The organism is Brevibacillus sp. JNUCC-41, from assembly GCF_014844095.1.
In the GTDB taxonomy this organism is placed as follows: domain Bacteria; phylum Bacillota; class Bacilli; order Bacillales; family DSM-1321; genus Peribacillus; species Peribacillus aracenensis.
The window spans coordinates 4,395,159-4,416,860 of the sequence record NZ_CP062163.1 but is presented as its reverse complement, the minus strand read 5'-3'; the positions used below and the strand labels follow the sequence as shown (position 1 = coordinate 4,416,860).

Genomic DNA, 21,702 nt, shown 5'->3' with positions numbered 1-21,702 from the left:
TAATAAAATTAAATTTTCTATTTTATTCAAACCCGCCAATGAAGCCTTGCATAGACCTACATAAAAAAATCCAGCTGCCAAAGAGCGCGTACACACTCTTTAACAGCTGGATTTCAATTGCGACTGACAAAAGAAGCAGCTATGACTTATAAAGTTGCTGATATTTAATGCTCGCATTTCTTAGAGCGACGGTCAGTGCTTTCTGAGATGAACCAAAGTACCGTTTCTCAATTTCCTTCTCCAATTCATCGGGCCGTAGAATTGATTTACCGACTAACATGGATTGAATGAAGCGTGATGTAATCGATATTGTAGTCGAGCATTCCGCATCCACGATATCATGCGTATCACTATCAATGACGAAACCGATAAAAAAGCAGTTGAATTGCTGTGTAATTGGATTATTGGATGCTGCCTTCGATTCGCCAACTATATATACTGTGTTCTGCTGAAACATACTTATAATGCCTCCTGCCATTACAGACATCATAACAGGTATAAATAGGGTGACTATCTATATTATTACAATATGAAATGGTTACATACATTTTAATATATGTAACATGCATTTGACAATATATTTTGTATATTAAGTCAATTCTCGTTTCATGCGCAAGAGAATAGAAACGTTTTATAGTTAATGCGCGCCAAGTGAGGAATAAATGCAAAATCATACCGTTAAATGCCTATATGGAAGCCATTAAACGAAAGGTTATGCAAATCTTAAAATAGATTAGTATGACTATTCCTTCTGTTTTTTTATTTTATTGGAAGATAGAAGAGGAAAAACACTCTTGTATTAATATTGTCGCAGACTGTAGACAAATTCGGAGAAAAGCCAGCAGTCTTTTTTTTAAAAGTTCCAGCTTACTTTTGAAAATCGGCTCCATTTCCGCCTACCGACTGGCTAGACTCCTCGCTCTGTGGGGTCCCGGCTAGCCAGTTATTCGGCAGGAGTAACACAAATCCATTCCATTCATTGAGAATCATCTCATATAAAACAGTGAAAAATAATAATCGGGATAATCTCCGAACCACCTTTTTTAGACAAGATTATTTCAGCCCTTCATAAGGCTCATATTTCGCATACATCTCTTTTCGGCGATTACGATCCTTAAAAGTGGTCGCCGCACCACTTTTTCGATTCTCATAAAGCTCGTCCATATCGACCGTCCCGGTAATGACTGTATGTTCATTCATTACCGCCTCGGCTACTACTCCATTTGCTGGCCAAGCGCTGTCACAGGGACTAAGTATACTCGCACGGCCGTAACCGTTCGGCAGCGGTGTCCCAGGTTCACCAACAGTTGGGCAATGAACAAAATACACCTGATTCTCGATTGCGCGTGCATGTGCGCAATGGCGTACCCGCCAAAAACCAGCCTCTGTAAATGTGTAGGATGGGCAAAAAATGATGTCGGCCCCGTTCACTGATAATATCCTTGAAATTTCAGGTATCTCCGCTTCATAACATACCGCTATTCCTATCTTAACCGGACCTAAGGAATAAACTTTCAGATCATCACCTTCAGAAGTATGCCAATTCTCTTCAGCAGGAAAGATATGAGTTTTTTTATGCTCAACGACCGATCCATCTTTATCAAAAATGTATGCGATATTGAAGTATTCATTTTCGCGGCGTTCCAGATGCGTGCCCGCAATGATGACCTGCTTTCTTTTTCTGGAAAGTGAGCGGAAAAGGTCTTTATATTGTTTGGTATATTCATCAATCCTGATAACGGACGAAGCATCTTGTTCTCCAAAGGCCGCTGATAACCCGATGGTTAACAGTTCAGGAAAAATGATATAATCCGAGTTTTCGGGAACTTGGGTGATCAAGTCTTCTACTTGTTTCTGAAATTCATTGAAATTTGACACTTTTTCTACTCGAAATTGACAAGCGGTTATATTAATTTTCACAAAAGCCCTCCCATATCATGCTTTTTATTCCATTAGCCTTGTTAAAAGAAATTAGGATATCTTGTCCAGATCATTCATTTCGGTCTGTTGCATAGAGATATGTTTAGTCAGTGCACTTACAATGAATGTTACAAGAATATTAAACAACAAAGCTATGACGCCTGTACTGATATCATTAATTACATGTGGGATATCCGGCAGAAATGTAGCAACTTTCAGATCTGCAATTGTCGCATATAAAACTATCAGGACACCTGCCAATATCCCTGCCATTGCACCAAACTTATTGATCATATTGGTTTTTGATAAACTGCAAAACAAGGAAGGTGCCAGTTGTGTAATCAAACTGTATGACATGATATTCAAGATGGCCAAAGCCTCGCCGCCTGTTACCGTTACAATTAAAGCAATGATTGAGATACCGATGATGATGATCCTCGAGACAATCAACTGATGTGTTTCAGTCGCAGCAGGTACCAGAACTTTGTAAAAGCTATTTGTCAGACCTACCGATGCAGCCATTAGCATGACTGAAGCCGGTACTAGGGCCGTCAATAAACCTGCAGCTCCGATAACCCCTATCACCCAGGGATCGAATGTTTGAATCGCCAGCCTTAAAAGTGAGAGATCCCCATCAGCTCCTTGCAATCCCGGGATTTCCATGATGGCTGTAAATCCGATGAAAAAAACGAATAGCAGTAACAATGTGTATAAGGGTAACGCAATCGCGTTTTTGCGAAGGGTCCTTTCCCCATTGGACGATAAAACGACCATGAATGTTTGTGGCAGCAAATAAAATCCTAGTGCATTCAGCAAAACGGTGGACACAAACCAGGACTGACTCAATCCTTGATCTGCCAAAACCAACATTTCCGGTTTAGCAGCTTGGACGGTCTCGAACATTGGCTGTATGCCCCCGAAGTAATGAAATGGAATGTAAATCCCTAAAAAGATTACGACTACCAAGATCATGAAATCTTTCAGTATGGCTGTCCATGCTGATCCATGAATGCCTGAAATCATTACATAGGTAGTTACGACAACAGCACCGATGACACTTGCAGCTACTGGAGAAATCGCCCCGTAAGATGCTTCGGAAACAATGATACCTAATCCTTTAAGCTGTATGACTATGTACGGCACGAGGGCTAAGCTCCCCAATACAGCAACGATCATCCCCATTGTCCTGCTTTTATATTTAGATGCAAAATATTCTGGCTGAGAGATGATGGAATGGCGTTTTGAATATCTCCATATTTTAGGGACGAGCCAATATGATAGGACGTAGGCTAAGAAAATATAGGCGGGAACATAATAAGCAGCGGCACCCTTTGAGTAAGCCCACCCACTTCCGCCCAGGAATGTAAAAGTTGTATAAATTTCACCTGCTATCAAGAGAAAAATGAAGAATGTACCGAAGCCCCTGCCCCCTACGGCAAATTGCTCCATGTCCATATCCTTCCCCTTTCTTGCTTTTATCCCTAAATAAAGTGCCAGAACCAAGAAAATGGAAATGATGAGTAATGATATATTCATTCGGAATCACTCCCTTTATTATCAGGATCGAACTTATAGACAATCATTAAGATGATCGATGCCATGACCATCCAAAATGCGACCCAAAATAACAAAAAAGGCATCCCCAATATGTACGGTTCTATTTTATTTGCATAGGACAATAAACCTAAGAACCCTATAAATGGAACAAAAAGCAATAGCTTAATAGCATTCAAATTATACCCTCCCCAAATTAGGTTTCCGAAAATGGATCACCATCAGTCAAGCCTAGTTTCAAACTGAACTGATGGTTTGATAGAATCCGTGGCAAACTGTCATTAGCTGCTTACAACCAATTGTACATGCGTCTTAAGGAGACTGGATGGCAAGGACCGTTTCCAATATAACATTGACGCCTTTTTCACAATCTTCCCAAGCAGTAAGTTCCTCTTCACAATGACTTTTACCGTTGATGCTTGGTACGAAAACCATGGCAGTCGGTATATAACTGGCTATAAACTGCGCATCATGTCCTGCACCGCTTACCATTCTCTTATAGGGTAGACCTAATGTATTGCTCGATTGCTCTAGCAAATTGCAAGTGGACTTGTCGAACCAAACGGTATCCCTGTCCCATAATTTTTTCACTTGGATGTCGCATCCGCCTTCTGAACCTGTAGTTGTAAGGCTTTCAATGATTTCCTCCACCTTTTCGATGACATTGGAATCCTTATGTCTCGCTTCTAGCGAAAAAACCACTTTATTAGGAATAACCGTATGGATATTAGGAAACACATTTACCCTTCCCATCGTAAAAACCAAATCGTCTTCAAGCATGCCTAGCTTCTGACGAGCCTCCATAATCAAGGTATTCGCAGTGAAGAAAGCATCTTTTCTCATATTCATCGGGGTGGTGCCGGCATGATCGGATTCTCCAGTAACTTCTATCTCATAGCACACCATGCCAAGGACACATTCAACGACACCGATCGTTAGTGATTCACGTTCAAGAATCGGCCCTTGTTCAATATGCAATTCTAGAAATGCAGTCGCTTCTTTTAAACGATTTTCTTTATCCCCTGCATATCCAATGGCATTCAGAGCACTTTCGAAAGTCGTTCCGTCACTATCCGTCTTTTGCAGCATGATGGATTTTTCGAATTTACCTGAAAGGACTCCCGAAGACATCATGGAAGGTTCGAATCTGGCTCCCTCTTCGTTTGTAAAATTGACGATCATTATCGGAATTTTAGGTTGGATATTATTTTCCACCAGAGTCCGCACCACTTCCAAGCCTGCAGCTACACCCAAGATACCATCAAACCTCCCGCCCTTTTTTACGGTATCCATATGTGATCCCATCACAATAGGCGGTTTGTTTTCAATTCCCGCTAATGTAGCGTAAATATTCCCCATATCATCAACCTTAATGGTCATACCCAATTCTTTACAGCAAGCGCAAAAGTAATCACGGACTAATCGGTCTTCTTCTGAAAGGGAAAGCCGTGTGACTCCATTATTTTCTGTCCTTCCAAAATCAGCGAATTTCTCGAGCGTACGACTCAGCCTCTCACCATTAATTGATAACTTTTGCTTTTTCATAGCCAATATCCCCCTTTAAATTCTACATGCGTTCGCTTAAGAAAAAATGAAATTGAAGGTATGGTTGTTTTAGAATGGTAATGCCGGATTTATATTTCTACTAATGTTCCCCTATGATAAAGAATCTCCCCATTCAGAATTGTCGTCTCTATTTTCAAATCCTTGATACTTTGGGAATCCACTTTCAATATACTATCATTCAATACTACTAAATCGGCCAGCTTTCCTGGCTCCAGGCTGCCTTTGATATCTTCATCAAAACTCGCAAACGCGCCATTCCATGTGTATAGTTTTATGGCTTCCAGTACGCTAATAGATTGAACCGGACCTATTTTCGTACCAGATCTGCTTGTTCTATTAACAGCAACGTGTATGCCTAATAAAGGATTGTGATCAGTAACGGGAGCATCGGAACCTCCTGCGGCCAAGATGCCATTATCAATATAATCACGGGCGGCGTACATGTGGTTGACCCTATTGCCGTAGTGTTCAATATATATATCGCCGAACTCATAAGGAAATGGGGGGTTGGGGATTGGGATGACTCCAAGTTCTTTCATCCTCATTTGTAAATCTGGCAAAGATATCCCTGCATGCTCGATTCTATGTCTATGATCTTTTCTGGGCGATTCATCCAAAGCCTTTTCCACGCAATTCAAATACATCTCTATCGCTTTGTCGCCCTGGGCATGGACTGTGATCTGATAACCTTTTTTATGTGCCTGACCTAATATTTGATAGATTTCCTCTTCTTTATAATAAAGAATGCCAAAATTGCCAGGATCACTCGAATAAGGCTCACGGGTAGCGATTGTCGGACCGGTACTGCTGCCATCCGTAAACAATTTTGCTGGTCCGATTTTGAATCTTTCGTCCCCAGTTCCGGTCATGACTCCCGAATCCACCATTTTATTTACAAATTCATGAGAATTATTCAATGAACCGACCATCGCATAGATACGGACACGAATATCGTTATTTTTTATGGCCTGCTGCATTAAACGGAAACTTTCAGGACCATGGGCACCAGCTTCATGAATGCTTGTTATGCCTGCTGCGATAAAATGTTCCGAGGCTATTTTCACTGCTTTCAACAGTTCACTTTCTGAATAACTTGCTCTGTCGGCCATTATCATATTTGCTGTTTCAATGAGTTTGCCTGTAATCCTCCCAGCCCCATCCTTTTCTATGATCCCCCCAGTTGGGTTCTCTGAGTTCTCATCAATTCGGGCAATCGCTAACGCCCTGCTATTCACCACGCTTATATGGCTGCATGTGCGGGTTACCATGATGGGATGGTCTGTTGAAATTGCATCCAGCTCGGCTATTGTTGGATAACGTTTTTCTTTCACGGCGGTCTCATTAAAGCCCCAGGCGCGGATCCACTCACCTTTTGGAATAGTTGAAGCTTTCTTCTTGAGATCGATCAATAAATCTTCTACAGATTTGATATGTTCTGCTTTACAACTTACTGCCAATTGATTGGCACCGTACAATATAAGATGAATATGAGAATCAATAAACCCGGGAAGTAATGACTTCCCCTGCAAATCAACCACATTTGTTTCTTCTCCGATAAATGCCTTGATTTCATGATTGGTACCGACTGCCGAGATGCGATTACCTTTAATCGCCAGGGCTTCTGCTACTTCATTTTTTTGATTTACAGTTATGACCTCGCCGTTCATGAACACGATATCAGCTTTCAAACAACACACCCCTTCCTTATTGCTTCACCCTCATTACTACGTCCTCTTCTTACTCTCGCCTTTACTTATCGGAATATTCTGTTTTCAACAGATTTATTATATCCACACCAGATTGTTAAATCATTAGACAAATAGTCAAAAATTTCATCGTTTTTTTATACCTTTTATATAATTATGTCTTATTCCTTAAGATTTACCGATCCAATTCCCTTTTATCACGCAAAAGTGATTGATAATATTCCTATAGGTTCTAACCAATAAAAAAAGGGATAGGTTTAGCTGCTATCCCGCCTTTCATTTATTTACAAGCCATTCAATTTTCCAATAATGCCAATGGTCAAATACTGTTTGTTTGCATTAAAATCCCATGTCCAGTATCGAAGGCTTAATTCGCTTTTATCCACATTTTCAATAAACGTTTTTACCCCAATCAATGCTGCCCCATATCCTACGTTCGAGGCCAATGCAAAGATGGCATTCATCCCTTCATTAATTGTATCCATATACTCAGGTTCGATTTTTAAGATATCAGTCCATGTAATACAGAATCCCTTTTGCTTGGTACATTTAGAAATAGAGTGATTCATTTTACGTACGATTTCATCCCTTAAATCTAAAATTCCATTCTTAATCTCTTCTGCGCCTTCTTTCTGATATTGGTGTTCGTAATCAGAAAACAGTTCCTTGGCCCAATTATAAAATAGTTGGGTATAAATGGCTGATGTTGCCACGATATCAAAATCATTATAATAATTAGCAAAAACACTTTCAGAAAGCTGACCTAACCGATTCTCGGTTTCCTTTAAATATTGAGTAATTCCCTTTGCCGTTTCACCACGATCCAGCATGGAAGATAGGTCATGTTCAAAATCCACTTTATCAAGGCCTGTTACATCGATTTCAACAAGTTGAATTTTCTTCCGGGTCCGTTCAGGCAATTTCGCCGTACCCTTTTCCATACTTTCCATATCAATATCAAATAAATATATGGAGTTGCATTTAGTCGCCAGATACTCTAAATCCAAATCATCGCAATTGCCTGCACCAACGATGGCCACTTTATCTACGAACGCTTTTTTTGAAAAAACGGCATCGAATAGCCCTGTAACTTGTAGACGATGCTGTTGCCACCGCAACTTTCTGTATTCATCCCGATTATGATTCATTTTTCTTTGATAGATTTCCAAGTCAATCTCTCCCTTTAGGGTACTAACCATTTATTTATTGTAACAAAGTATCCCGATATTTTGGAGGGCGGGCAATTTAGATTTCGCACCGGGAAAAGATCCGCTCAATTTCCATAGTAAAATGAGCGATAATAATGTTAGAATAATATGGTAATTATTGATAAGTAGCAGAGATTACAGGAGGGTGTTCCTTGAGCAAAACAAAAAAGATTTTACTTACTTTACTAGGTATTTTTTCAATCATCGTCGCCGGATTGGTGATACTTATGTTTTCATTCACGCAGAGTATGAAAGCAGATCCCGCAGAAGAAAAGAAGGTCCGGGATCAAGCTGAACGATATTTAGGGAAAACTTTTGATGACGGAACCGAAATATATGATGTCCTATACGACAATATGGGAAACCGGGGCAATTTTGAATACGCTGCTAAAGTGAAACATGAAAAATATGATACTCAATTTCTAGTTTTCTTAAATGAGGAAACAGGGGAAATGGAGGACACATTCATATCAGATAAATGGCAAGATGATGCAGAAAAAGAAATAAGGCCTTATGTTGAAAAAGAACTTGGTGACGTATTGACTTCCAAAGAAATGGGAGATATTGCAGAGAGTGATGAGTGGAAGGAGATTCAGGAAGAAATAGGCGATCATAATCAATTACTCTTGGTCTTTGATGAGGAAATCGGGAAAGATTTGAAGATTGATCCGAATAAACCAGCCAGCTATAAAGATTACGAAGTGTCCCCAACCATCCGGATAACCCTTTCACGTAAGAAACAAGACGCAGATGATGGCCGCTTCACCAAAATTATCAATGCCCTAATAAAAAATGGCGTTCTTAAACATGGAAATATGATTGTAGAATATATTAGTGCCAATGGTGTGCAACTTGAAGATGAGGAATGGAGTAAAAAGTTTTAAAACCATCATATAGTTTAACAGTAAGGTAAAGAGCAACATTCTAGCCTGCCGCTCTTTACCTTTTTTGTTTACAGGAGACAACCCCTTCATTATGGCTTTTTTTCTCTAGCAATCTATCCTATTTTTTGGTCGGGAATATTTTTGATTTTGCTGATGGTCTTTTTTTTCATGCCATTTGCCGTTAGTACGCAAACCATACTAAAGATGAATAAACAAAGGAAAAAGATCCAAGCTGCACGATAGCTTTCTGTCAAGTCATAGATTAAACCCGAAACGATCACTCCCATTGAACCTGCTGCCACAAAAAAAACTTGCACGATGCCAAAGATGGAGCCGAAGTCTTTCTTTCCAAAGATATCATTTGTCATGAAGGGGGGGCCTAGGGTGGATATCACTATGCTAAAGCCAAAGGCGATGGCGAATAGGAATGCGAATGCCTGTGTTTTCGCGAACAATAGTGCTGCCATTGCGATTGTCATGCAAACCCCTACATAAATGGCACCGCCAGCTGTACCGAACTTATCCAATACAGCTCCTAAAATCAATTTCCCTACCGTATTTGCCAAAGATAGTATTCCGAAAATGGTTCCTGCAAAGATGGCTGGATGCCCTATGTCGATCAGATATGCCGGGATATGCATTTGCACCCCTCCTGCAACCAATGCAAAACAAACGATTCCCAGGACGAAAACCCAAAACATTGCCGTCTTCTTTGCTTCTCCCATCGTTAAGCCACCCTGTTCAGATTCCACAGTCGTTTCGGCCATTTCCATTTTGTCAGAGCCCAGTGGAACAAGCCCCTTTTCTGCGGGACTTTTCTTTGCAAATAGTAAAACCAAGGGTAATGTCAAGACAATTATCAGTATCCCTGCTATTACGTAGGCCGTTCTCCAACCATAATTTGAGATCAATTTTGTAATGATCGGACTTAGGACCGCTGCCCCAATTCCCGAGCCCGCAAATGCCAAACCCATGGCCTTTCCTTTTTTCTCATAAAACCAATTGGTTAACATGATTGATATGGGAATATTGGAAAAGCCTGCAACACAGATGCCGATTACAAAGCCTATGATACAAAAATATACAGCTGAGTTGGCAAGCGAGTATGACATGAATCCTGCTCCGGCCATTACTACGCAAATTGACATGATCCATTTCATATTCCCTTTAGCGAGTAGTTTCCCCATGATTGGAGAAGCAACAGCCACTCCAAGGCCAGCAATGGAAAGTGCAATGGAAAAAGTTGTTCTGCTTATTCCTAAATCTTCTGTAACCGGGACCATGAACAAACTGTGCAGGGAATTTATTATCGAGAAACCGGCGAACATTATGAAAAAGCCACACAACACCACATACCATCCATAAAAAATGCCATTAGAATCTTGTGCCATTTACAGAACCCCCAGTCCACTATTTACAGCGAATTCCCTCATCCTATTTCCATATAAATGGTCTTCTCTCGGGTATATTCAAGAATGGTATCCGTTCCGAATCCACTGCTTTTTTGGCCTCCGAATGGGAGTTCAGGTCCCACCCTGCGAAACAAGTTCACCCACACATTACCCGATTCCAGTTTGCGTACCATCCGATGTGCCCGATCCAAATTCGAGGTCCATACTCCAGCTCCTAAACCATAATCACTGTCATTAGCTATGGTGAGGGCTTCCTCTTCCGTATCAAAGGGGATAACGGTCGCTACCGGACCGAAGATTTCCTCTTGACAGATACGGAGAGAATTACTATTGACCTTGATCAGTGTTGGCTCAACCCAATAGCCATCAGCTAATTCGGGTTCATCAGGTAATAGGCTGACACCTCCATGACGGCCACCGATGATGATTTCCCCTCCTTCCTTTTTGCCTAATTCTATATATGAGAGGACTTTTTCATATTGAGCAGCGTTAGCGATCGGTCCCATTGAAGTGGCTGGATTCATTGGATCACCCAGATGAATTTGCTGTTCCATCACTTCTTTCATCCTAATGATCATTTCATCGAATATGGACCTTTGAATCAAAATCCTCGATCCGCCTACACATAGTTGGCCTGCGTTGCCGCTAAATATCCCATAGTTCGTCACCCCTTGTGCTGCTTTTTCAAGGTTAGCATCCGCAAAGACTATGTTTGGCGATTTCCCACCAAGCTCCAAAATCATGGGCTTAGGATTTCGTGCGGTCGATTGTGCTATCGCCCTTGCCGTTCCTCCAGAACCGGTCAAACTGATTTTGTTCACATCTGGATGTTTTACTAGAGTATCTCCCACTTCCGCTCCGGTTCCTGATACGACATTCAGGATTCCTGGCGGGAGGATTCCATTAATCAGGTCTCCATATCGTAATGACGCGATAGTAGCCAACTCTGATGGTTTGATAATGACAGTATTTCCTGCTGCAATCGCATAAGCCGCTTTAATGGTAAACGTGAAAAGCGGTGAGTTCCATGGAAGGATTCCTACTACTACCCCTAAAGGTTCCCTCAATGAATAACCTACACTTGCAGGTCCCAATTGGACAGTATCTCCCTTACTCCCAATTGCTGTAGCACCTGCTGCATCATACCAAAGGCTTGCTAAGCTGGGAATGAGGCCGTGGCTCGTTTCCCTGATCACCCAACCATTGTCTCTAGATTCCAACTCAGCTAGTTCTTCACCATGCTTTACGACTAAATCACCTATTTTCCTCAAATAAGCTGCCCGGTCCATAGCTGGTCTCATGGACCAATCGGCAAAAGCACTTCGGGCCGCTTCTACCGCCGCTTCAGCATCTTGTGCCATACTGCAAGGAATGGTTGCCCAAACCCTGCCAGTTGACGGATCGTAGCTCTCAATCCGCTTCCCGGAAGAAGCGGGAACCAGTTCGCCATTAATCATATTCTGGAACTCTTTCACTTTATATGAAATTTCCAATGTTCATCTCCACCCTTCGGCTTAGTAAAGCACGAATGTAACCCATTCTATTTTTCTACCAACCTAATGCTGTAGCTGCCTGTTTGTAATATTGTTCAGTACTTCCTAAATAATTCTCATAGAATCTGGCACGCTTAACAAAAAGATGACAATCAATTTCTTCTGTAAACCCGATTCCGCCATGAACCTGAATATTGTCTGATGAAATACGTACGAATGCTTTCGTGGCAAATATTCGTGCGCAGGAAACGGCTTGAACACGATCTTCTGCACCGCTTTCCAAAGCCCAGTTAGCATAATAAGCTAAAGATCTAGCTGTTTCGAGATCCATTTTCATATCGACGATTCTATGTTTAATCGCTTGGAATCTTCCTATGGGCTGACCAAATTGTTCACGGATCTTCGCATACTCTGCTGCCATCTCCACCACTTTCTCCATACACCCGACAATTACTGCTGAGAGAGCTGCATTGAAAGAAAGTAACCCTTCTTGGAGGGCATCCCAACCTTGATGCATGGATCCAAGTACCTGACCCATGGGAATTTCAACATCATGGAAAGACAATGCTGCCAAATGCCGGGTTTCATCAATGTTTTTCTGGCTTTCCATCGTAATATTCGTTTCATTTCGATCGACGATAAGTAGTGTAATCCCATCATTTCGTTTACCTTTGCCTGTACGGACCAATACTATATAATGATCAGCCAACCCTGCATCGGGAACCATTGATTTCACTCCGCTCAATATCAGCTGACCGTTTAGGGATTTTGCCTCCAAGTTAATGTCAGAAGGACCGTAACTTCCACCTGGTTCTAACCAAGCTAGCGAGAATGTTTTTCTACCAGCCGCAATTTCTGCTAAATACCTATCTTTTTGTACTTCCGTCCCGAATTTCTCTATTAATGGCACAGCCAGTGCATTCGTTTCTAAAAATAAACCTGGCAATAAAGAACGGCCGGTTTCTTCAAGTACAGGAATTAAATCAAGGGGACCTAAGCCCATTCCTCCGTGATCTTCCGATATATTAATACTTGAACATCCCAGTTCGGCAAGCCCGGATAATAAGGTCCTTAGAGATTCATTTTCACCCTCTATGTATGCGCGGGCCGTTTTTGTTTGCCCAGCACCATCTAAATATTTCCGGACATATCCACGAAACATTTCTTGTTCTTGATTTAAAGAAAAATCCACCTTTATTCCCCCCTTTTCATCTTAACGTCCCATATCTTTCGGTAAACCTAGAATCCTTTCCCCAATAGTGTTCTTTTGTATCTCGCTCGTTCCACCTCCAATTGTTTGTCCAAAAGAATAAAGATAATTATCCTGCCAATACGAGTTGGAGGAGATGGCATCTTCTTTCCACAGAACACCCTTATGTCCCTGCAATGAAATCGATTGGGACAGCAGTTCTTTAGTAAGTTCACTTACCATCAATTTATCCATCGAACCTTCTGCACCTGGATGACCGTTTTTTAATGTCTTAGTCAGATTCCGATAATAGTTCAAAAGTGAACCGCGCGTTCTAGTATATAAATCTACCATTGTATGACGAACAAGCGGATTGTCCATCAATGGCATATCATCTTCTTTCAATTCTTTGGCTAAGGCTACAAGTTCCTTAAATTGTTGCTCCAATGTAAAAACTTGCGCTCCGATTCCCGTTCTTTCATGCATAAGCAATGCAATCGTAACCTTCCAGCCTTCATCCACTTCCCCAACTATTTCAGCATCGTATGCAATCGCATCATTCAAATAGACTTCATTAAAATCATGCTGACCATCCATTTGAATGATGGGCCTAGTTTCCACACCCGGCTGATTCATATCCAAAAGGAATACCGTTATCCCTTTATGCTTTTTATCGAATCGATTCGTCCGGGCCAGTAAAAAGCATCGATCAGCTAAGTGGCCAAAGCTAGTCCAAACCTTCTGACCATTAATGATCCACCGATCTCCGTCCTTTACGGCGCTAGTTTGGATGGCAGATAAATCAGACCCAGCATTCGGTTCAGAATATCCTTGACACCATACTTCCTCTCCTGTAATAATTTTTTGGATATATTTTGATTTTTGCTCGTCCGTTCCAATCTGCATAAGAGTGGGTCCCACCATATGGATGCCTACATAATTCACAAGTGCCGGAGCCTTTACTCTAACCATTTCCTGTTGATAAACTATTTCCTCCATCAACGTCGCTTCACGACCGCCGTATTTTTTTGGCCAAGCAATCGCTGCCCAGCCGCCTTCATATAATTTCCTTTGCCAATTCCTCAGGAAAACGGCATACTCACCTTCATCTTTAGAAACATTACTGGTTCCTTCAAGCCAACCTTCAGGTAAATTTTCTTCAAGCCACGCTCTCAATTCAAGACGGAATTTTTCCTCTTTGGTTGTAAACGAAAAATCCATAGATTACTTTCCTCCTTTAATGCTTGCAAATTACACTTCTATACCTGAATCCATTGCGGTATTGATCGATCATCCATAATATCCTTCCAAACCATCTTTACTGGCATACCCATTTCAATCTCTTCTGGTGAGCAATGCAGAATATTTCCGATTAACTTGACCTGAGGCAACATATCTAATTCGACTATGGCAATCACTAGCGGTAAATCATCCTGGAATCCAGGTAAAAAGGGCCGGTAGGAAACGATATATGAATAGACTTTACCGTTAATATCGCTGCCTTGGCTTTCCCAGCTAAGTTCAGAACTGCCGCATTTTGCACAGCTCGGACCAGGAGGATGGGAATATTGATGACAGCAATTGCATTTTTGAAGAATTAGTTCATGACGATCTGCGCCATCCCAATAAGGACTATTATCCTGTGTTTTTAGCGGAATAGGTTTTTGGTATTCCATTTTGTTCCCTCCTAATTTCTTAAAATCATGGCACCCGCCATATCAGGTCCAGCCCAGCCAGTACAGATTCCGATTTCACAATTTTCCACTTGACGATCGGTTCCTTTGTATTCGTGGCGAACTTGACGGACGATTTCCAAAACGTTATTCATTCCGTGTGTATATCCTTCCGATAGCATTCCTCCTGCGGTATTCGAAGGTAATTTCCCACCGATCCGCAGGTTTCCTTCTGCTACAAAATTACCGACCTCTCCACGCGGAGCAAATCCATAAGCCTCCAACTGCCGAAGTACAACCCAGCTATAACAGTCATATATGGATGCAACGTCAATATCTTCAGGTTTAACTCCAGCCATTTTATATACTTCAGGCGCGACATAGTCTGCAGCCACTTCCGTTAAATCATTCCAATAATGTGCATGGGACACACACTGCCTAGCAGATAGACCCATGATGTATACCGGTCTGGACTTGCATCCTTCAGCACGTTCTGCTGAAGTGACAATGATTGCATTTGCTTCATCGGATTCCAGGCAGAAATCATGTTTTTTAAATGGATAGCTTAAATATGGCGTTTTAAGATATTCGTCCATCGTTAGTGGTTTACCATGGAAATATGCTTTAGGATTCCTTTGAGCATGTTCGTAAAAAGCTAAACAGACATGCCCTAGATGTTCCTGGGTCAGCCCGGTTTCATGCATATGTCGCGTTGCAAAGAGTCCGAACCACTGAGCTGGACTGCCAGCACCGTAAGGAATGATAAAGCTTCCGCCTTCTATTGCTGTTTGAAGCATATTCACATTCCAGCCGCCTCCGCCCATCCGTACTCCTGAGCGTCCATTCATGGAACGATAAATCAACACCGTATTCAATTGACCTGATTCGATTAAGCCAACAGCGTCAGCTATCAACATTTCGGTACTGCTTCCCCCGCCCAGAATATCCTTAACATATTTGGGACGGACCCCTAAATATGTTGCTAATTGATGAGATGTACAAGAATCGTTTTCAGAATAACTCATGAACCCATCGATATCTTTCGCTTTTAGCCCCGCATCATTCAATGCAGCTCGAGCAGCGTCCAACGCCAAATGTAACGGGGTTGTACCTGAATTCTTAGAACGCTCACTTTCCCCTACACCGACAATGGCATAGCGATTTTTAATACTTTCCATACAAAAACCTCCCTTATTGAATGCGTAAAACGACTTCACCTGAACCCACAACTTGCTCTGGTTCCTTTTCTGCAGTAAGGTCCAGTCTTACAAAGCGTTGACCTCTTTCTTCATACAGACTTTTAACGAAAGCAGAACATGTGATTCGATCTCCTGGTACCGTTACGGCACCAAATCTCATTTTAAAGGTTGCCGGTACAGCATGATCACCAGCCAGTTTCATTACATATTCACCAAGAAAGCCCATTACTAGCATTCCATGAGCAATCACACCCTGCATGCCAATCTCTTGTGCGAAAGCATCATCTGTGTGTAATGGATTGAAATCTCCTGAAGCTCCGGCATATTTAACAAGTTGTACCTTGGTTACAGCTGGCTTGATGAGAGCTTCAAGTCTTTGACCTTCATGTAAACTTTCATATTTCAACATCCCTGATTCCTCCCGCTTGCGGTTTTCCGGAAATTAACATCGATACTTTAGCCCCTAAACTATCGGCATGTTTTTTCAAACAGGAGCATGATTACTCCTGATGGGCCGATAAATGATATTCGTTCGGCTTATGACCACCATTTCACCTGACTCATCTTTCATTTCTGTATCAAGTACCAAGAATTGCATCGTTCCTTTTCTACCTTCCCGTTCGTATACATCTGTTACTTTCATCTGACAATGCAACCTATCACCTGGTCTAATGGGGCGGGAATAAATAAACTCCTGCTCACCATGCAGCATTCTCCTTTGTTCGAGGCCCAAGTCAAGGCTTTCGCCACTATCCTGACCAATGGCAATCGGGAATGTCGGAGGTGCTATAATGCCACCATATGAAGTTTTCGCTGCATATTCTTCATCCACATATAAGGGGTTCAAATCACCAATCGCCTCAGCAAATTGACGGATATGCCTCTTTTCAACTTCAAATATAAATTCAGCTCCCGTTAAACCGTTCAAATGATCAAGTTCCATTTGCTTTCTACCCCCTAATAACGGTATTATCATTCACATTATTTTTTACAACAATCATGGCATCAGCGGCTTTGATTCCGTTTTCATATACCAGCAAAGGATTGATATCCAATTCGTCTATGGAATCTTTATAATCTGTAACTAAATCGGAAACCTTTAATATCACATCAATGATGGCTTCGATATCAACCGGTGCTTTCCCGCGTGCTCCCATTAAAATGTCCTTCCCCTTGATTTCTTCAATCATTTCAAGTGCATCCTGTCTTGACAGTGGAGCAATCCTTAACGAAATATCTTTGTAAATCTCAACAAATATTCCCCCTAGACCAAACATGATAACCGGTCCAAATACGGGATCATCACTTGAGCCAACAATGATTTCCACTCCATCAGGTAACATTTCCTGTACGGAAATGCCGTTTATTTTAGCCTCAGGTTTATAATTTAGTGCACTCCGCTTAATATCCGTGAAAGCATTCCTGACCTCATGGTCAGTACTTACATTCAATCGAATCGCATCTGCTTCCGTCTTATGTGGTATATCCGGCGAATCGACCTTTAACACAACCGGATAACCGATACTGTTAGCGAATTGGACGGCATCGTTTTCATTTTCAGCTATAACACGTTTCGTGGTAGCAATCCGATATCGTTCCAAAACCATACTAGCTTCAGATTCACTTAATGTAATACCCGGCTTCAGCATGTCCTGCAAGCTTTGTTTCTCTATTTTCTTTGTACTATTAGAAACTCGAATTTCAAGATTTTTTCGATAAAATTCACTGTATTCAACTAGTTTCGCCAGCCCTCTTATCGGATTAAGGCTTCCCGGAATCACTGGTATGCCATTTTTCACGAGCTCAGCGGTACAAGGCGGGAGTGTCATGCCATCTAATGGAAATGTGGTAATGAATACAAATTTATCTGAGCTTCTGCAAATTTCAATAAACTCTTGAAGCAAAGGATGCTCGGCAGTCCAATTAAAAGGAAACTCCGTAAAAATGATATTATCGACATCCGGATCTTCTACAAGTGCCTTCAATGGTGCAAGGAATAACTCAGGATTGGAAACAGATGCGGCCGCTGTTAAATCCACTGGATTGGAAGCGCTTGCATACTCAGGTAGATTACGTTTGATTTCTGTTATTGTCTTTAAGCTGAGTGGATTGATGGTAAGTCCGTATGATTCACAGCGATCCGCTTCATTTATACCCCTCCCGCCAGAACTGGTGATGATTACCGTATTGCGTCCATTTGGAAGCTTCTTTGATAGGAATAGCTTTGAAAAAGATATGATATCCTCATAATCGTCGGCCCTTACGATGCCAGCTTGTTTAAAAAAGGCATCATACACTTGATCCGATCCCGCAAGTGATCCTGTATGAGAAGCAGCCGCCCTGCTTCCGGCCTTGCTCCTCCCGGTTTTCATGACAATCATGGGTTTATTTCGATCCAATGCCTCTGTTGCCAGGCTTCGTAATTTATCTGGGTTTTTAGCACCTTCCAAGTAGCCGCTAATCACACTTGTTTTTGAATCATGAATCATATATTCAATTACATCCGAGAATTCAGTTTCCATTTCATTTCCTACACTCACGAAGTAATTGAAACTCAATCCATTCTGAGCTGCTGCCATATAGGTCAAAACACCAAATGCACCGCTTTGGGAGACATAACCGACCCCTCTTTGGTCATTTAATGGCACTGATTGAATGGCAGGGGAAAAAGTGCCAATCAAACCATTCGACAAATTCACTAATCCAACACAGTTGGGACCCACTATCCGTATTCCATTCTTTCTTGCAATATCTGTTAGCAATTCCTGTTGCTTAATGCCTTCTTTTCCTGTTTCGGAAAAACCAGCAGCAAAAATGATGGCTGCCTTCACTTTCTTTTGTGCACATTCCTCCAATCCTTGCTGCACCTGATTCGCCCCAAGGCAAAAAATGGCCAAATCAATTTCATTCGGGACATCGGACAAAGATTCATAGCACTTTATCCCTTCAATCTCTTTTGCTTTGCGATTGATCGGATAAATCTCCCCATTAAAATGACCATCCAAAAGGGCTTTCACCTGTAAATTCCCTATTTTGTATTCACTCTTGGAGGCACCCAGGATTGCGATGGATCTTGGATTGAATAACGGCTCAAGTGTTTCATGAGAATTGTTTGAATGTTGATTTTCTATCATGATCTTCCCCCCTACATATAAAAAGATATCTTTGAACTAATCTTACATGGAGGGTGTTATATTCTGAAAAAACATAGATTGTTAAATTCATTTAAAACATTAGACAGTTAATTATTTGTAAAAGACGAAAATTCACATATTGCAGCAGGGCCAAAAAAATGGAATGAAAAATTTGTGTTCTCGATGACCCCGACTTTTTACAGTGATAGCCCCGACATTTGAACGAGATAAACGCCAATGTTTTTGTGTATAAGGCAACACATACAGGGGTATTCTTAAAAATCCTGTTTTCACAACAAAAAAAACCCTCTTCCTTATATGGGGAAAGGGTTCAATTTGTTCAAAATTCATCAATATGTTCTTATTTGTTTTTCAAGCCATTTCTTCATTTTCATTTGAATTTTAGGGGATGGAATTTTCATACCTCTTTCAATGTTACTTACGTATGGCGCTGATATCTCCAACTCCTCTGCTAATTGATATAAAGAGAGGTTGAGTCTTTTTCTTTCAATTCTTATTTGCTCACCAATATGATCACTGCTCTTTAGGTTAGCCGGGGCTTGCTTTGTAAGCCGATTGCCAGGGTGAGATCTTTGTTTTTTTTCAATGGAACGATATTGCTCCTTTATGATATCAGGCGGTTCTATTAATATCATCGAATTCAGCCAAATGCTGGCCCAGCCTTTATAATCGGCTATCGATTCATCCCATTTTTCATAATGCCATGATGCGATTACACCATCATCCAGTAAAACATCCAAAGCTTTCTCGAAACGTTCCCTAGTACGGGACGGTGTACGGTCATTTAATTTTTCACCGATCGATTCCATTAAGGTACTGGTTTTATTCGGCTGTAAAAAGTCTCCTTTTCTTGCTTGGGTCCTCCAGCGCCAGCTTAAATATCTTGTAAGCCTTTTTTCCCAAAGTTGCTTATATGGATTATATTGAAGGGCCTTTATCGAAAGAAGGGCGACTTGCCTCGCAGAGCCATTAAGATACTTAGCGAAAACCTTGTCAATCGTGAACGTTATCTTTTTCCTGCAAGTTTCTTCCGATATATCATATTCCACACCAGCACGATCTTTAAAAATAAATGTCCTCCCTTGTAGCTTGGTCTGGACAGGCTTGCCTTTTTCATAGATGGTAGCTTTGTTAATGTTAATCCAGATGCTTTGTATATTTGTAAGCGATTTCAAAATTTGTTCACGCTGTTTAGCTTCGTAACCACCCCGACGTCCTAATCCACCAAGTTTTGGCTTCAATCCTCTTATTGAAAGGAGATCATTTAAACAAATTTCCACTGTTTCCTCATTATGAGCAGCCTTTGACAAGAAAAGGCTACAAAGAGCATCAAAAACATCAACATCAACATCAGATAAAGAGTGGAAACGGTTCCAAGCTTCTTTTACATTCGTCTGCTCAAAGGTTGTATGATCATTCCCAAAAGGGATTATTTGTATGGAACCTTCCGTATTCCCCTTTAATATTGGTGTTGCAGGCCAAGGGTTGTTTCCAATGATTTCGAATTTTTTTTTATAAATTGCATCTCTAACCGACTGATATGGAGCACTATTCATTACAAGCAAATGATCTTGGTTTGTAAAGTTGAAAGCAAAATCCCTCATCGTGGATAATAGTACATCCGATGTTTGCAAATCCTTCTTAAAACATAACAGGTTTTCTATCTTTTCGATCGTATTATTTTCGATATTAAATTCAATCATGATCTTATCGATCCAATTTTTAATATACTCATTAACGATATCTGTTACTTTCGATAAAAATTCAGTGTTTTCAGTAAAATGTTTTGTGAGATGACTGTAAAATAACTTATTTAATGCTTGATCATCAAGTCTTTCCATTTCATTAAAGCCTATTGTTAAGGCTATTTCCTCAAGGACCCATTCTTTTACCAGCAGTCTAAACCAGCTGTAAAAGTCCTCCCAAACCGATTTCTCAGCCAAAAAGGTATCACTTTTTAATTTTTTTTCCATTTGGTAAATTGAATCTTCCATTAAATGTTTATCTTTTAAAATAGCATGATTTCCTGTAGAGATCCTTTTATATTCACTTAATAGATAGAATACGACATGTTGGGCAATATGTGATAATGTTTCATTTCTCGCCGTTAACCTCAGCTTGGCAAATAGCTCTTCGTTCTCTTTATATGCATGTTCCCAAATAACAAAACTTTTATTATTCAACCCATCTTTAAAGGTTAGAAACCCTTTCGAATCTCTTAACTTGTGTGTTTTGAATTTATTATTGAAGTCATGAAATTGATTGTTTTGCTCATATATGCAAAGAACCAAAAAGTTATTTATTTTGCTTGACCAGCGGTTCGATAAATACTCAAAGCTCTGATTCCTTAGGTTCGGTTCCATTTTTCCACTATGTCTATCATTGCTATTCAACATGAATACCTCCTAATTCAAACTGCGTCTAAAAACAAAGTACTCAGTGAGTTAGATGAAAAAAATTTGCGAAATTCTTTTAAGCTACTAAATATTTTTAGTCTTTTTTTATATATTCCATATAAAATTGAAAAATCCTTCCATGCATTACAAGTGAAACTGCTCCTTTTTATGAATAAATGTAACTAGCAAAATATACCCATCACCTTCTGAATCATCCTTTGCGTAAGAATCAGATTGGGAACGCTGCCACTTTCATCCGCGAGATGAAAATATCACCATATTTCCAGATTTAAAGGGATTTGCACCACTTTTCTTATTTATGAACATACCCTGCACGGTAATGATTC

General features: G+C 40.8%; 18 protein-coding genes. 1 reads left to right on the top strand and 17 read right to left on the bottom strand.

What is annotated here, in order from left to right:
• Positions 1-139: 139 nt before the first annotated feature.
• From JNUCC41_RS21495 to JNUCC41_RS21465, 7 genes are all read right to left on the bottom strand, one after another.
• Positions 140-457 (bottom strand): DUF3870 domain-containing protein, encoded by a 318-nt coding sequence (locus JNUCC41_RS21495; RefSeq protein ID WP_192204760.1) that lies wholly within the window; start codon positions 455-457, stop codon positions 140-142.
• Positions 458-1,053: 596 nt separating this feature from the next.
• A complete protein-coding gene (locus JNUCC41_RS21490; protein WP_192204759.1) occupies positions 1,054-1,920 on the bottom strand; it encodes a carbon-nitrogen hydrolase family protein in 867 nt (288 codons plus the stop codon).
• 51 nt (positions 1,921-1,971) lie between these two features.
• Positions 1,972-3,456, bottom strand: coding sequence for a sodium:solute symporter family protein (locus JNUCC41_RS21485; protein WP_192204758.1), 1,485 nt, complete (start codon positions 3,454-3,456; stop codon positions 1,972-1,974).
• A complete protein-coding gene (locus JNUCC41_RS21480; RefSeq protein WP_192204757.1) occupies positions 3,453-3,653 on the bottom strand; it encodes a DUF3311 domain-containing protein in 201 nt (66 codons plus the stop codon). The genes JNUCC41_RS21485 and JNUCC41_RS21480 overlap by 4 nt, the downstream gene beginning before the upstream one ends.
• A gap of 133 nt (positions 3,654-3,786) precedes the next feature.
• Entirely contained in the window at positions 3,787-5,019 is a 1,233-nt protein-coding gene (locus JNUCC41_RS21475; protein ID WP_192204756.1) for a Zn-dependent hydrolase, read from the bottom strand.
• A gap of 89 nt (positions 5,020-5,108) precedes the next feature.
• Complete coding sequence (locus tag JNUCC41_RS21470; protein ID WP_192204755.1) at positions 5,109-6,728, bottom strand: amidohydrolase; 1,620 nt, start codon at positions 6,726-6,728, stop codon at positions 5,109-5,111.
• A gap of 302 nt (positions 6,729-7,030) precedes the next feature.
• Positions 7,031-7,915 (bottom strand): hypothetical protein, encoded by an 885-nt coding sequence (locus JNUCC41_RS21465; protein ID WP_192204754.1) that lies wholly within the window; start codon positions 7,913-7,915, stop codon positions 7,031-7,033.
• A 191-nt stretch (positions 7,916-8,106) separates the two neighbouring features.
• On the opposite strand from JNUCC41_RS21465, the gene JNUCC41_RS21460 reads away from it, so the two are divergent.
• Positions 8,107-8,838, top strand: coding sequence for a hypothetical protein (locus JNUCC41_RS21460; RefSeq protein WP_192204753.1), 732 nt, complete (start codon positions 8,107-8,109; stop codon positions 8,836-8,838).
• A 113-nt stretch (positions 8,839-8,951) separates the two neighbouring features.
• On the opposite strand, the gene JNUCC41_RS21455 is transcribed toward JNUCC41_RS21460, so the two are convergent.
• The 10 genes from JNUCC41_RS21455 to JNUCC41_RS21410 form a co-directional block, all read right to left on the bottom strand.
• Positions 8,952-10,229 (bottom strand): MFS transporter, encoded by a 1,278-nt coding sequence (locus JNUCC41_RS21455; RefSeq protein WP_192204752.1) that lies wholly within the window; start codon positions 10,227-10,229, stop codon positions 8,952-8,954.
• Between the two features lie 38 nt (positions 10,230-10,267).
• Complete coding sequence (locus JNUCC41_RS21450; protein ID WP_228467402.1) at positions 10,268-11,743, bottom strand: aldehyde dehydrogenase family protein; 1,476 nt, start codon at positions 11,741-11,743, stop codon at positions 10,268-10,270.
• 55 nt (positions 11,744-11,798) lie between these two features.
• Positions 11,799-12,935: an acyl-CoA dehydrogenase family protein gene (locus JNUCC41_RS21445; RefSeq protein WP_192204751.1), complete on the bottom strand. Its 1,137-nt coding sequence runs from the start codon at positions 12,933-12,935 to the stop codon at positions 11,799-11,801.
• Between the two features lie 21 nt (positions 12,936-12,956).
• On the bottom strand, positions 12,957-14,153 hold the full coding sequence (locus JNUCC41_RS21440; RefSeq protein ID WP_192204750.1) for an acyl-CoA dehydrogenase family protein: 1,197 nt from the start codon (positions 14,151-14,153) through the stop codon (positions 12,957-12,959).
• A gap of 38 nt (positions 14,154-14,191) precedes the next feature.
• Positions 14,192-14,608 (bottom strand): Zn-ribbon domain-containing OB-fold protein, encoded by a 417-nt coding sequence (locus JNUCC41_RS21435; protein WP_192204749.1) that lies wholly within the window; start codon positions 14,606-14,608, stop codon positions 14,192-14,194.
• 11 nt (positions 14,609-14,619) lie between these two features.
• The gene (locus JNUCC41_RS21430) at positions 14,620-15,783 is read right to left on the bottom strand and encodes a thiolase C-terminal domain-containing protein (RefSeq protein ID WP_192204748.1); all 1,164 of its coding nucleotides are present in this window, start codon (positions 15,781-15,783) and stop codon (positions 14,620-14,622) included.
• A 13-nt stretch (positions 15,784-15,796) separates the two neighbouring features.
• Positions 15,797-16,213, bottom strand: coding sequence for a MaoC/PaaZ C-terminal domain-containing protein (locus JNUCC41_RS21425; RefSeq protein ID WP_192204747.1), 417 nt, complete (start codon positions 16,211-16,213; stop codon positions 15,797-15,799).
• A gap of 75 nt (positions 16,214-16,288) precedes the next feature.
• Positions 16,289-16,747 (bottom strand): MaoC family dehydratase N-terminal domain-containing protein, encoded by a 459-nt coding sequence (locus tag JNUCC41_RS21420; protein WP_192204746.1) that lies wholly within the window; start codon positions 16,745-16,747, stop codon positions 16,289-16,291.
• A gap of 7 nt (positions 16,748-16,754) precedes the next feature.
• Complete coding sequence (locus JNUCC41_RS21415) at positions 16,755-18,938, bottom strand: acetate--CoA ligase family protein (protein ID WP_192204745.1); 2,184 nt, start codon at positions 18,936-18,938, stop codon at positions 16,755-16,757.
• Between the two features lie 350 nt (positions 18,939-19,288).
• Positions 19,289-21,355, bottom strand: a complete 2,067-nt coding sequence (locus tag JNUCC41_RS21410) for a helix-turn-helix domain-containing protein (RefSeq protein ID WP_192204744.1) — start codon at positions 21,353-21,355, stop codon at positions 19,289-19,291.
• Between the last annotated feature and the right edge of the window lie 347 nt (positions 21,356-21,702).

Coding starts and splice junctions, on each gene's coding strand:
- JNUCC41_RS21495 (WP_192204760.1), bottom strand. CDS start 457: ATGTTTCAGCAGAACACAGTATATATAGTTGGCGAATCGAAGGCAGCA.
- JNUCC41_RS21485 (WP_192204758.1), bottom strand. CDS start 3,456: ATGAATATATCATTACTCATCATTTCCATTTTCTTGGTTCTGGCACTT.
- JNUCC41_RS21455 (WP_192204752.1), bottom strand. CDS start 10,229: ATGGCACAAGATTCTAATGGCATTTTTTATGGATGGTATGTGGTGTTG.
- JNUCC41_RS21430 (WP_192204748.1), bottom strand. CDS start 15,783: ATGGAAAGTATTAAAAATCGCTATGCCATTGTCGGTGTAGGGGAAAGT.
- JNUCC41_RS21435 (WP_192204749.1), bottom strand. CDS start 14,608: ATGGAATACCAAAAACCTATTCCGCTAAAAACACAGGATAATAGTCCT.
- JNUCC41_RS21410 (WP_192204744.1), bottom strand. CDS start 21,355: ATGTTGAATAGCAATGATAGACATAGTGGAAAAATGGAACCGAACCTA.
- JNUCC41_RS21475 (WP_192204756.1), bottom strand. CDS start 5,019: ATGAAAAAGCAAAAGTTATCAATTAATGGTGAGAGGCTGAGTCGTACG.
- JNUCC41_RS21425 (WP_192204747.1), bottom strand. CDS start 16,213: ATGTTGAAATATGAAAGTTTACATGAAGGTCAAAGACTTGAAGCTCTC.
- JNUCC41_RS21420 (WP_192204746.1), bottom strand. CDS start 16,747: ATGGAACTTGATCATTTGAACGGTTTAACGGGAGCTGAATTTATATTT.
- JNUCC41_RS21415 (WP_192204745.1), bottom strand. CDS start 18,938: ATGATAGAAAATCAACATTCAAACAATTCTCATGAAACACTTGAGCCG.
- JNUCC41_RS21440 (WP_192204750.1), bottom strand. CDS start 14,153: ATGGATTTTTCGTTTACAACCAAAGAGGAAAAATTCCGTCTTGAATTG.